General features: G+C 47.8%; 11 protein-coding genes. 2 read left to right on the top strand and 9 right to left on the bottom strand.

The genetic code is table 11. The annotated features are described in order from the left end of the window. Nucleotides 1-30: 30 nt before the first annotated feature. The 5 genes from ACOIT5_RS10560 to ACOIT5_RS10540 all read right to left on the bottom strand — a co-directional run bounded on the left by ACOIT5_RS10560 (nucleotide 31) and on the right by ACOIT5_RS10540 (nucleotide 5,176). Nucleotides 31-1,026 carry a FecR family protein gene (locus ACOIT5_RS10560; protein ID WP_423130437.1) on the bottom strand — a complete coding sequence of 332 codons (996 nt, stop codon included), beginning with the start codon at nucleotides 1,024-1,026 and terminating at the stop codon, nucleotides 31-33. Between the two features lie 78 nt (nucleotides 1,027-1,104). Beyond that, nucleotides 1,105-1,665, bottom strand: a complete 561-nt coding sequence (locus tag ACOIT5_RS10555; protein ID WP_423130436.1) for an RNA polymerase sigma-70 factor — start codon at nucleotides 1,663-1,665, stop codon at nucleotides 1,105-1,107. Nucleotides 1,666-1,729: 64 nt separating this feature from the next. Next, nucleotides 1,730-3,085 (bottom strand): tRNA (N(6)-L-threonylcarbamoyladenosine(37)-C(2))-methylthiotransferase MtaB, encoded by a 1,356-nt coding sequence (mtaB, locus tag ACOIT5_RS10550; protein ID WP_423130434.1) that lies wholly within the window; start codon nucleotides 3,083-3,085, stop codon nucleotides 1,730-1,732. A 44-nt stretch (nucleotides 3,086-3,129) separates the two neighbouring features. Next, nucleotides 3,130-4,494 carry a tRNA (N6-isopentenyl adenosine(37)-C2)-methylthiotransferase MiaB gene (miaB, locus tag ACOIT5_RS10545; protein WP_423130433.1) on the bottom strand — a complete coding sequence of 455 codons (1,365 nt, stop codon included), beginning with the start codon at nucleotides 4,492-4,494 and terminating at the stop codon, nucleotides 3,130-3,132. Between the two features lies 1 nt (nucleotide 4,495). Beyond that, nucleotides 4,496-5,176: a ferredoxin--NADP reductase gene (locus ACOIT5_RS10540; protein ID WP_423130432.1), complete on the bottom strand. Its 681-nt coding sequence runs from the start codon at nucleotides 5,174-5,176 to the stop codon at nucleotides 4,496-4,498. Between the two features lie 155 nt (nucleotides 5,177-5,331). Here ACOIT5_RS10540 and ACOIT5_RS10535 point away from each other — a divergent pair, with 155 nt between their 5' ends. Beyond that, a complete protein-coding gene (locus ACOIT5_RS10535; RefSeq protein ID WP_423130431.1) occupies nucleotides 5,332-5,835 on the top strand; it encodes a flavodoxin domain-containing protein in 504 nt (167 codons plus the stop codon). 32 nt (nucleotides 5,836-5,867) lie between these two features. Here ACOIT5_RS10535 and ACOIT5_RS10530 read toward each other — a convergent pair whose 3' ends face one another. Continuing rightward, entirely contained in the window at nucleotides 5,868-6,578 is a 711-nt protein-coding gene (locus ACOIT5_RS10530) for a tRNA1(Val) (adenine(37)-N6)-methyltransferase (protein ID WP_423130430.1), read from the bottom strand. 195 nt (nucleotides 6,579-6,773) lie between these two features. On the opposite strand from ACOIT5_RS10530, the gene ACOIT5_RS10525 reads away from it, so the two are divergent. After that, nucleotides 6,774-6,974, top strand: a complete 201-nt coding sequence (locus ACOIT5_RS10525; protein WP_423130429.1) for a hypothetical protein — start codon at nucleotides 6,774-6,776, stop codon at nucleotides 6,972-6,974. A gap of 139 nt (nucleotides 6,975-7,113) precedes the next feature. On the opposite strand, the gene ACOIT5_RS10520 is transcribed toward ACOIT5_RS10525, so the two are convergent. From ACOIT5_RS10520 to ACOIT5_RS10510, 3 genes are all read right to left on the bottom strand, one after another. Further along, nucleotides 7,114-8,817 (bottom strand): pectate lyase family protein, encoded by a 1,704-nt coding sequence (locus ACOIT5_RS10520; protein ID WP_423130428.1) that lies wholly within the window; start codon nucleotides 8,815-8,817, stop codon nucleotides 7,114-7,116. A 77-nt stretch (nucleotides 8,818-8,894) separates the two neighbouring features. Further along, nucleotides 8,895-10,451, bottom strand: coding sequence for a DUF4957 domain-containing protein (locus ACOIT5_RS10515; RefSeq protein ID WP_423130427.1), 1,557 nt, complete (start codon nucleotides 10,449-10,451; stop codon nucleotides 8,895-8,897). Nucleotides 10,452-10,480: 29 nt separating this feature from the next. After that, on the bottom strand, nucleotides 10,481-12,265 hold the full coding sequence (locus tag ACOIT5_RS10510; RefSeq protein WP_423130426.1) for a RagB/SusD family nutrient uptake outer membrane protein: 1,785 nt from the start codon (nucleotides 12,263-12,265) through the stop codon (nucleotides 10,481-10,483). Nucleotides 12,266-12,269 lie beyond the last annotated feature (4 nt).

Genomic DNA, 12,269 nt, shown 5'->3' with positions numbered 1-12,269 from the left:
TTCACCGCCTTTTGTTTTTCCGCATAGGCATTACTTTTTTCGAATGTTTATGATGTCTTTTGAATTGGGTTGCGGAAGGTATTCGGCCTGAATAGGGGCCAGCAGTTCAAAGGCCTGAAGCGTTTGATGGATCGGTTTATTTCGCAAAATGGTCCCGGTAATTTTATACTGCTCCAAGCCGGGCGATATAAACCGGACCTCCACGTTGTACCAGCGTTCGAGCTTGCCGGCAATCCCGGCCAGGGTTTCATCCTGGAATACGATGATGCCGTTTTTCCAGCCGGTGAAATCGTCGGTCCGTACATGCTCAACCACAAATTTTTCAGAGGCTGAATGCCGTTCGGCCCGTTGCCCCGGAAAAAGTTCCAGCAGCTTTTCCCCGTTCGCCCGGTTAATCTGCACTTTGCCTTCTTCCAGAACCACCGACTGACCGGCTTCGTCCCCATAGGCTGAAATATTGAATGAGGTTCCCAAAACCTCAACCTCCATTTGGTTGGTTTTTACTTTAAACGGGAGTTTTTTATTTGGCGTCACCCTGAAATAGCCTTCGCCTTCGAGATAAACCTCTCGTTGATTTTGATTAAACTGGTTGGGATATTTAAACCGGGTCCCGGAATTCAGCCAGACTTCGGTGCCGTCAAACAAGGTCATATGGCTCATCTGTCCGTCGGCGACTTCAATTTCGGCATACTGGACCGGCCTGTTATGGTCGCCGGCAGAACGCAGGAGATGACCGACGAGCAGTGTGATCAAAATCACAGCAGCATACTTTGATACGATCAGGCTATAACTTTTTAATTTACTGATCCGGATTTTACGGTGGATTGATTTCCAGGAAGATTCGCTGTTTATTCCACCTACCGTCTTAATTTCATTCAGCCCATGTCGGATGTTTTGGGCTTTCTGAAATGAGCCGTGATGTGCTTCATCCGTTAGTTCCAAAAAATCGGGCAGTTCCGCTTCCTCCGGTTCGCGATGCAGCGCCGATGCGACTAATTGCCAGAATGTTTGATCATTTTTGTCCATTACTCACGATTTCTTATTGATAAGACGTAAAAAGAAAAACGCGAGGGTGACAGCGAAGGAAGGTTTTTTCTGAAATTTTTAATCCCTCCGCCCAAACAGGACATACAACAACAGGTTTCGGGGATCAAGCTCTTCTTTCAGGAACCGGTAGGCGCGCCCCATTTGTGTTTTTACCGTATTTACCGAGATATCCAGGCGGGAAGCAATTTCTTTATAGCTAAGTCCGTCGAAAGCCGCCATCTCCAGAATTTTCTTTCGTTGTTCAGGAAGCCGGTTTACCGCCCGGTACAAGTAGGCATAATAATCCTGCCTGTCCATCTGCTCCTCATCCGGAAAGTCAGGTAATGCCTCTGTTACCTGTATCAAGTCCTGTTGTTTTTTCCGGGAATAATCAATGAGTTGATTTTTCACCATGAAATACAAATAGGCTTTAACCGATTTCTGAATGAAAATCCGCTCTTTATGAGACCACAATTTCAAAAAACAATCAGACACTAACTCTTCGGAAACCGACAAATCATGCATATACCTGTTGGCAAAATGACAGAGCTGAAAGTAATAACGATCATGGAGGATACGCAGCGAACCGACATTCCCGCTACAAATATTTTCCCAAATAACCTGATCGCTATGATACATATTAGATGGCTTTACCGCTTCAAAAGTACGTATTACTTTTATAAAAGATACGCCAAACCGGATGTTATAAAGCGATTAACTCGCCTGTCAGCCGGGCATGTTCGCCCTTTCCTTCGATTTTTTTCAGGATGACTTTGTGGAAGGTGTTCTTTTGTAACCCACTGGCTTTAAATCGCACCGGCACATAATGTTCGCCGTAACCGGCAGCATATCCTTTTTGATCGATGGTTTCGATCAGCACGGTTTGCACGTTCCCGATCAGGGAAGAAAGATATTTTTCGCGGTTCGTTTCCGAGGCCAGGCGGACACGGGCCGAACGTTCGTTTTTCAGTTTCTCCGGAACCTGACCATCCATTCGTTCGGCGCGGGTACCTTTGCGTACGGAATATTTGAAAGTATGTACATGCCCGAACCCGAACTTGTTCACCGCATCGATGCTTTCCTGTACATCCTCTTCGGTTTCGCCCGGGAAGCCCACGATCAGGTCGGTGGTAAAATTGAAGCCGGGATATTTCGCCCGGAAACGTTCAACTATGGTTTTGAAACGGTTGAAATCGTACATGCGGCGCATACGCAGCAGCACCTTGTCGGAGCCGCTTTGTAAACACAAATGCAGGTGCGGCGCCAGTTTCGGATGGTCGAACAAATCGTAAAAACGATCGCCGAAACCATCGGGTTCGAGCGAAGAAATCCGGATGCGGAAATCACCGGGAACAGCGAGAATGGCTTCCAGCACATCTTCAAAAGACTTGCCTTCCCACTCGTAGCGGCCAATGTTTACCCCGGTAATTACCAACTCTTTAAAGCCGTTGGACAGAGTCTGCTGCACATTTTCAATAATTTGCGGCAACGGACGGCTGACGGCCCTTCCGCGTACGGTTGGTATGATGCAAAAGGTACAGAAATTATCGCAGCCGTCCTGAATTTTAATGGCGCTGCGGGTATGTAAACTTTTATCGACCGGGTTGAAATGAAACACATCGGCTTCCAGTTTTTCGGGATGAAGAATTTCACCGCCAAAATGGGCATCAACCAGGTTCAGGATAGAGCCCTTCCGGTTGTTCTCGACCACGTAGGTGATTTTATTCTCCCCCTCGAGTTTTTCTTTGTAATGATTGGCCATACAACCGGTAACCACCACCACCGAGCCGCTGTTGTTACGCGCAGCCTGGCTGATCATGTTCCGCGATTTCTGATCGCTTTGGTTGGTTACCGTGCAGGTATTTACCACCACCACGTCGGCCTGTTCTTTAAAATCAACCACCTCGTACCCGGCTTTATCAAAATCGGACACCAGGGCATCGGTTTCGTATTGATTCAGGCGGCAGCCCAGGGTTTTAAAGGCGATCCGGCGGGCTTTTCCTTCCCCTGCGTCGAAATGGTTAAGCTGGCCGGTCGCTTCTATGATTTTCTGATCCATAACACATTCACTGTCTCTTTGAGCCTGTTGTTTCAATTTATCATTCATCTTTCTCCTTCCATCTCCGGCACAAAGGCCGAGGCCGTTTCTCCGCTCAGCGAGAAGTCGGCTGCCGAGGTAATTTTCACATCGATGATTTGCCCCATCAGTTCGGGCGCTTTTCGGTTTAAACGAACGGTCAGTTTTCCTTCGGTTAACCCGGTTGTGAAGCCTGTTTTCCGGTCGGTTCCGTTTACCAGCAAACGAAGGGTTTTGCCAACCAACTGCTCGTTGTAAGCCCGGGTATGGATTCTCATCACTTCAGACAAACGGTGATAGCGGTCTTTCTTGTCTTCCTGCGATACCTCATCCTCCCAACGATAGCTGGTAGCACCCGGCCTCGGCGAATACATGGCGATGTAAGCCATATTAAATCTGAATTCGTGAAATGCCGCCACCGTATTTTGAAATTCGGCTTCGCTTTCACCCGTAAAACCAACAATGATATCGGTAAACAGGGTAGCCTGCGGAATGAGTTCCCGGATATCGGATACAATCTTCCGGTATTTATCCATCGAATGACGGCGGTTCATCTTGATCAGCACCTTTTCGTCGCCGCTTTGCATGGGCAAGTGAACTTGTTTGGCCAGGCAGGGATATTCGGCTATCACTTCGATCACTTCACGGGTCATATCCTGCGGGTGCGGCGAAGTAAAATATACCCAAAACTCTTCGCCCGAAATTTTACCGTACTCTCCGATCTGACGCAGTAATCCGGCAAAACTAATTTCTTCGCCGTTTTTATCCAGTCCGTACGAATTTACATTTTGCCCCAGCAGCGTAATGGACTTATAACCCTGACGGACAAGCTGTTTTACTTCATTCACAATATCTGCCGACGGGCGCGACACTTCGCGTCCCCGGGTGTATGGCACCGCGCAAAAAGTGCAAAACTTATCGCAGCCATTCTGAATGGGCACAAACGCTTCGTACTTGGACTGGTATTTCGGTTTGATATGCCACAGGTCGGCGATGTGTTCATTTTTCGGCATCACCGGTTTGGGGGCCTGCAGCGAGGCCGCATTTACCACCCCGTAATTGCGGATCATATCCGGAAACTGGCTCAGCTCGCTCATCTGGAAAATAAGGTCAAACTGTTTAAGCAATTTTTCCTTATCGGCCGCCAGTACGCAACCCGAAAGAAAGGTAATCAGGTTCCGCCTGTTTTTCCACCGGTTCCACTGCGCAATTTTATTATATACCTTATCGATTGGCTTTTGCCGAACCGAACAGGCCAGCATGCCCAGCAGGTTCGCTTCTTCTTCATTTTCGGTGCGTATATAGCCCATCTGTTCCAACACGGCGGCTACCCGCTCGCTGTCAGACAGGTTCATCTGGCAACCCAATGTAATTAAGTGGTATTTCATCATGTTAAAAATACACTTCGCACTGAATCTGGTCACGCTCAAATCCTTTGTTTTTGAGGATTTCAAGCGCATCAAAGATCATATTGCTGTTTCCGCAAAGGTAAAACTGCGTATGCTTGTCAAAGTCTGCTTTTTTCAGGTATGCCGTCAACCGGCCGTGCACCTGCCCGGTTTTATCGCCCGACGTACAGAGCACATAGCGGTCGGGGGCATACTCATCCCGGTCGTAAGCTTCGTTCCCGTAGCGTACGCCGTGAATGAGCTGATAATCCAGCCCGGGGTAGGTCCGCACCATGCTGCGGAAAGGCGCAATACCGGTACCGCTGGCAATAAACACAAATTTATGGTCGGCCACCTTTTTTTCATCCATGCGGAACTTGCCAAACGGCCCGTTTACTTCTACCAGATCGCCAGGCTTCAGCTTACTCAGTTTCGGTGTAAAATACCCGTCTTTCACTTCTTTCACCAACACTTCCAGGTATTCGTCATTTTCGCCGCTGTAAATGGAATATTCCCTGCTTTGGTAATCACCCAGGATACCCAGCGAAATGTGTTGTCCCGCCCGGTATTTGAACCGGCTTTTCGGTAAACGCAACGAAAAGGTTTCGTCGGTAAGTCTCCTGAGTTCTTTTACCTTGTAAAAGCTTTCATCAATTCTGATTTCCTGTTTCAATTCGATGGACATTGTTCTTGTTTTGGGAGGCAAAGATAATCATTTCTGCTTAAAAGACATTTTCATCCTTATTTATCTGATCTTGCCGGTTATTTTCCATCCTTAACCGATAAAAAGACCATTTGTTCTGTCGCAAGTCTTTAATTTTGATCGAAAATCTCCATGCCATGAAAACGATGATCATCTTTATGTCAACTCACGGATGCACCGAGCAGGTCGTTCATGAATTGGCAGGCAAGCTAAGCGGCGAAGTGGTACTTCATCATTTAAAAGAAGACAAGCATCCTGATTTCAGCCAATCCGACCGGGTGATTATCGGTGGCTCCATCCATGCAGGGCAAATACAACGCCGTGTTCGCGACTTTTGTCTGAACAATCTCGATCAGCTCACGCAAAAAGAAATCGGCTTATTTATTTGTTGTATGCACGAAGGGAAAGAGGCCACCCGTCAACTGAGCCATGCGTTCCCCGAAAAGCTGCATCAGTACGCCAAAGCCGAAGCCATCCTGGGTGGCGAGTTCAATTTTGAAAAGATGGGGTTTCTGGAAAAAATAGTCGTAAAAAAAGTAGCGAAAGCGGATCGGTCGGTCAATAAAGTGGATCACGTATCCATTGAAAGGTTTGCCAAACAGATGGAGAAAACATTTGCTCCATTTATGCTTTTGATTTGACAGGTCGTGCCAGCTCAGCCCGACAATCAATTTCAAAAGGCCAGGTAAAAATCACGGGTCAATTCGCGGTATTGATCGGTATATTCAGCCGATTCCGAATTCCGGATAATCACCCGATATCCGTCAGCCTGCCCCGGCGAGCAGGATAATTCGGCCAGAATCCGGTGCGGCTCGCGCGTTTCATCGGGCAGAACCGGACAAAAGCGATTGATATACAAGCCCAGATCACAGGCTAAGAAGCGTAGCCGCCCTTCCTGATCCGCCGGAAGAATCAGGCTGATCTTTCCGTTTTCGGCAAGCATTTTTTTTGCCCTTTCCAGTAAATCAGGCCATGCCAGACTATCGGAATGGCGGGCCTGTGCACGCTTGCTGTCTGCTGATTTTGGCGAATTTTCGAAGAAGGGCGGGTTTGAAATGATGTGATCATATTTTTCCTGAGCCTCAAAATCCTGAAAGGCGCAAACAACCAGCCTGATCCGGGATTTCCAGGCGGACCTGTTAAAATTTGCCAGCGCCTCGGCTGCCGCTTCAGGTTCCAGCTCTACCGCATCAATGGAAGCGTAACATCGCTGAGCCGCCATTAAAGCCAGCAAACCGGTTCCGGTACCAACATCCAGCACACGTTTCTCCCCGTCAAAATTAGCCCAGGCGCCCAACAAAACACCGTCGATCCCAACTTTCATCGCGGCTTTCTCCTGAATAATCAAAAACTGTTTAAACCGGAAAAAATTATTTCGTGCCATCTTTTCAGTCAATTTTACTGCAAAATAAATGGAAATTCAATACGGTTACCCCGATTCCTCATGTTAGTTTTGCGTTAACAAGACGGTTTTTTATCAAATTCGCAGGCAAAAACCAAATGATGATTCATTGATTTTTATACATTTGCCCCGCTTTTTAAAAAGTAAAATATACTTTAGTGGAATAAAGGAACAGACATGAAGAAGAGAGATTATTACATTTTGGGTCTGTTGGCTTGTCTGGTGGTTTATGCCTCGCTCAACCGAAACGGAAGCGTAAACGCGAAACCGGACCCGGCAAGTTCAAAATGGGAACAAAGTGTAAACACACAGGATCATGCAGCCAAACCTGATTCAATTCGGGAAAAAGCTGTAAACGTAATAAAGGCAGGAGTTTAACAAGAAACCCTGCCTTTATTTTTTTACGGATATTTCTACGGACGGAATCCTTCATGCAGAGACATAAAAAAATTCCGGGGACTCTTCCCCGGAACACACCTAAACCAAATCAGCCACATACGCAGGCTGCTTCTGTATGTTAGTTCTCAAGCAAATTATTCAAATAAACTTCAAGATTGGTATAATCCGGACGCAATGTATTCCCTCTATGATCTCCGGGATCATTCGGATTGAGTCCATTGGCCCGCTCCCAGTCATCATCCATTCCGTCGTTATCAAAATCGTTCATTTGCCCGTAGGTAATGAGCAACGGAAACCCGCCCACTTCGTTCTCCGAATCGATGATGCCGCTGCCTGCCCCGTAAGCCCCTCCGTAAGCTGCCGTACCTGTTCGCACCTCGTTGGTGATTCGGGCATCCAACTGATCGCGTTTTTTGCTGGCTCCGGCCCCGTTTAATACCTCGTCAAATGCAAGCTGTGCCGAAGTGGTCATTATCTCGCCCTCCGGAAAGGGACTGCTTGCCCGCACGGATGCATCGACCAGCCCCTGAACGCCTCCAGCCCAGTTATCAGCGGTAATAGCAGGATAACCTTCCACATAATTACCCTCAATATACCATTTACTGTCGGGGACAGCACTCAGACTGTAAATTTCAACAATCCGGTTCTTTTTAGCCGACTGCGTGGCCGGACCCGATTTAAAATAGTTGTTCACCAGGTTGTGTTGACCCAATTCGCCGCCGTAAGCGCTGTTCGCCCCCCAGTTGTAGATCACGTTATTCCTGAAATCAACAATTTCCCGATCGCTGGATTCCGGATGATACCGGGCGCCGCAAAACCGCGGGTTCCTGCTGGTATGGTGAGCAATCAGATTGTGATGAAAACTGGCTCCCATCCCACCCCAGATACCGCCATACCCGTGATCGCCTTTGGGGTGCGTAGAATGGTAAAAGCTTTCGCTGATGATGGACCATTGCATTGTAAAATTTTCGTTATCGTAAAAACTGGCCACTTCATCATTGGCCCAACTGAATGAACAATGGTCGATCAGGATGTTGGAGCAATTACGCCCCCAGGCAGCATCGTACTCACCCGAACCTTTAGCCGGACGAAAACGCAGATAGCGAATGATCACATTATCCAGGCCATCCTTTAACTGCATATAATCTTTTGAAATACAAATCCCGTCGCCGGGAGCTGAATGACCAGCTATGGTCAGGTTGCCCTGTGCAATGATCAACGGCGAGTTCAGTTCGATGGTGCCGGATACCCGGAACAAAATGGTACGGGCGCCGGATTGGTTAACAGCCCAGCGCAGGCTACCCGGTTTACCATCATCGCTCAGGTTTTCAACAAAAAGAATTTTACCTCCCCTGCCACCCGTGGTATAACGGCCAAATCCTTCGGCGCCTGGAAAAGCGTCTTTGTTGGTGATTGGCTGCGGATCGGCGGCCGGCAGGCTTTTCACCGAAATTGGCAAAACAACTGATTTCTGATTGTTTTTCTGATCCACAGCCTCGATACGTAAACCGGTTGTGGTTAAGGTATAAGGAAGTACCAGATCAAACCGGTAAAGCAGGCTTCCCTCCAGCGAAAAATCCCGGACAAGTATTGATTCGTTTGTTTGATTAACCAGGATGGCCGAATAGCTTTTCAACGGAAGTTCACCGGCAATTTCACCTGTAACCAAGGGTCTGTAAGCCGACAAATCCACCGTTAACGGGTTTGCATTGTCGAAACTGATTTCAATGGCAGAACCCGGATCCGGATCGTCGTCCTTACAGGCATTGATGGCCATCAACAAAAGCAGCATCCCCGCGAATGCACCTGACTTCATTTTCATTTCTTTTGCGGTTAATGTGATCGAAAGGAGGCTGTACCCTCGAACGATACAGCCTTCCTGATATTGATTGTCTAACGCTATGGTCTCCAGCGCGGATCACCCACCGCGTTGTCGAGCAAGGTTTGGTTTGTCACGGTAAAATCGCCTCCGGGCGCATTGGTAAAGCCCGGATTCAAAGTGGTATAATTACTGGTGTCGTATTTGAAATTGGTCGTTGATTGCCCTTCCAGGTACTGGTAAAACCACGGCGCTTCGTAATAATTATTGTTCAGAAACGCTGGTTGCGATGTATTAGCCTGGTTGGAATAGAAACCAATCGTAGCGGCAATCAGTGTATTGCGAACCGTCAGCGAGTTATTCAGAAAACGCACATACAGGAGCCTGCGGGTAGAGGCTTCGGTATTGCAGGCGCCTATAATCGTGCAACGATCTATCAACACGGTAGAAGTAAGTCCGGTTCCTGAATATGCGGCTGCGGCATCCATTCGGATAAAGTCTCTGGCTGGTGCACATTTATTAAAGGTGCTGTTGGTTATACTGAGGTTAGCCAGGTAGGTCGTCCTGAAATCGATAAAATCACCGCCATTAGTCAAAATATTGGTAATCAAGGAATTATCAATCGAGACTGAAGTCACTTTAGAAGCTACATTTCCCGCCACAAACGAACGGTCGTAGTCATGGATGTTGCATCCGCTGATGACTAAAGAACCATATTCCAAACCCGCAGTATTAAAACGGAAGACATCGATTAGCGTGCCGTCGCCATCCAGCTCCAGATCACTGATTGTCACATCCTGTGCACCTGCTTCGATTGAAAACTGAATATGTACAACCGGCTTATCATACGGATACAAACCCCTGATGGAAATGGACTTATTAAGTGTCAAGGCTCCTGTATATACCAGGTATTCGCCCGGATACAAAACCAACACATCGCCGGGTGCAGCGTCAGCAACAACAGCGCTCAGATCATCCTCCGGATATACGCGGGTGGCATTTCCCACATCAATCAGCGTGGTAAAAATAACCGTTCCTCTTTCTTTCGTGTCCCGGAACAAATTAACTGTATAAGTTGTTTCGCCCGTTAATCCCTCAATCAGGGCAACGCCGGCTTCCTTTTCGTCTGCGGTTAGGATGCGTTGGGTTTGGCCGTTAATCAGCAAATGCGTTACGTCGCTACCGGCAGGCCACCGGAGGATGGCATATAAGGCATCAACATCGCCATCCTGAACAGGCAGAAATATATTTTCTGGATTAGTCATAAAATTAACCTCCGCCCATTTTGAATCGTTCATCCCGGACTCGCTGACCCCTTTCACCCGGGCTGAATAAGCTGTTTCGCCATCCAGCTGGATACTGACAGGTACTTCACCCGGATCAACATTTCTCGTCACAACAGTCGACGCAAATGCATTCTCACTGATTTCAACTACATAATAGTCGGCATCATCGCGAAGGCTCCAGGTTAGTTCCGCGGTGGTCATGTTCCGGATCCGCACAGTCAGATCGAGCGGTGTAAATACCCGTTCAAACTGAAGTTCCTCGATAAGCGGGTCAATTTTATCCTCGCACGACACGAAGGCCAGAGAGAACAGCCCTAATATCAATAGTATATTTTTGAATCTGTTTTTCATACTTCTGTTTTTTCAAGTTTGTCTGAAATTTAATACCCGTAATCGTTTACCAACTGGTTGTTACTGGCATCAATAAAAACCTGCCAGATGGGCCAGAATTGCCATTCGTTGGGGTTCCGGACGTAGATGGTTTCAATTTTGGTATCATTTAACTGCGATACGCTGACCCATGTTGTGTTAAAATCATATTCCGCCGATTTATCCTCGTTCTCACCCCGGTTGAGCCCGTAAATGATAAGCGATTCGTCGTCGTCGGCATATTTATAATAGATTTTTTCAGGCACATCGGCATACTCGCCCAACCGTCCACGGAGCGCATACATTTTACTTTTGGCCTCATCCATTTTGGTTTTCAACAGGTTCCAGCGGATTAAGGCTTCCTTACGGACCATTTCACCCGTAAATTCCAATTTATGTTCCTCTACAATCGCGTTAAACATCGCATCTTTGGTGGTCAAGGCATTGACATAAGCGTCTACTTTGGTTGTCCATTGCGAAGAAGGGAATGCCCGCTGACGAATCATCTTCAGATAAGGCGCCGCGGCAGTTGGTCCCTGCAATTCATTGGCTGTTTCGGCCGCCATTAAAACCACTTCGGCATAACGCATGTACAGTTTGTTTACGCCATCGTCGTTGGAAGAAGTCACAAAGCGATCCATCCATTCATAGCGGTATTTACCAAAATACCAGGTATTCAGACTTGTCGGCTCCTGCCTGGCCCATCCGTCTACAGCAGTTCCGTAACGGTAAGGTACGCAGGTCACATCGCGGCGGGTATCGGCCAGATCGTAATCATAAAACAGGTTTGGAAGCGGCCCGCCCTGCCCGCCGCGATTGGCACCGTTGGCGTGATGCTGATCGTTGGAATTGTGCCGTACCGCAAAGGTAAAGAGCACCCGCCCTCGTCCATCGGCAAAAGGCAGCTCCCACAGAGATTCGGCTCCCGCTGTAACAATGTCCCGGCAATTCTTTCTGAAAATCGTTTCGAATGAAGATTCCAGATGGGCAGTACCGCTGTTGATCACATCCATACATTCATCATACGCCGTGGTGTACATGATATTAGCAGCCAAATCCGGATCAGCACTTTTCCTGATCCCGTCGGGATATTGGGAATAACCTCCCGCATTCAAACAAAGCCTTGCACGTAAACCTTTAACAAAAGCTTTATTGACACGTTCGACCGTACTGGTAGCACTGGTTTCATTTGGCCAGGGTACCAGGGTAGCGGCTTCTTCCAAATCGGCAATCAACTGTTTATAAATCACATCGCGGCTTGATTTTGGCAAATAAAGGGTTTCAGTGGTGATGGGTTCAAACCGTGCAGGCACGTCGCCCCAGGCTTTTACCAGATCGGCATAATAGATGGCCCGTAAGGTCAATGCTTCGCCAAGCAGGTAGCCCAGCTCAGTACCGGGTTGCGGGTTACCAAATGCCCTCAATCCACGAATACAAATGTTTGCCCGTTCAATCCCGGAATACATCATCGCCCAGGCGTTGTTGGTCGTATTCATATTCGAATTGGTTGGGGTAGCGCTATAGGTAGCCAATTCTGAATTGGCCCCGGCAGTTTGCGACGAATTATACCATTCGCAATCGGTGTTCATTCCATACCAGGGCAAAAAGCGTCCGCGATAAGAATTGGTCTCCGCGAAGGGAATTTTAATCCCGTCCACCGCGCCTTTTGCCAAGTCGGGTGTCGAAAAAATCACCGATTCATCCAGGGAAGATTTTGTAGGCGCTTCCAGGTAGTCGTCGCACGATATCGCCAATCCCGCAACAACCAGTCCGATTATATATACTAGTTTTTTCATATTC

This window comes from Gaoshiqia hydrogeniformans (genome assembly GCF_049347105.1).
Classification (GTDB): domain Bacteria; phylum Bacteroidota; class Bacteroidia; order Bacteroidales; family Prolixibacteraceae; genus Gaoshiqia; species Gaoshiqia hydrogeniformans.
The sequence above is the reverse complement of the archived record's forward strand: the minus strand, read 5'-3'. Positions and strand labels throughout refer to the sequence as shown.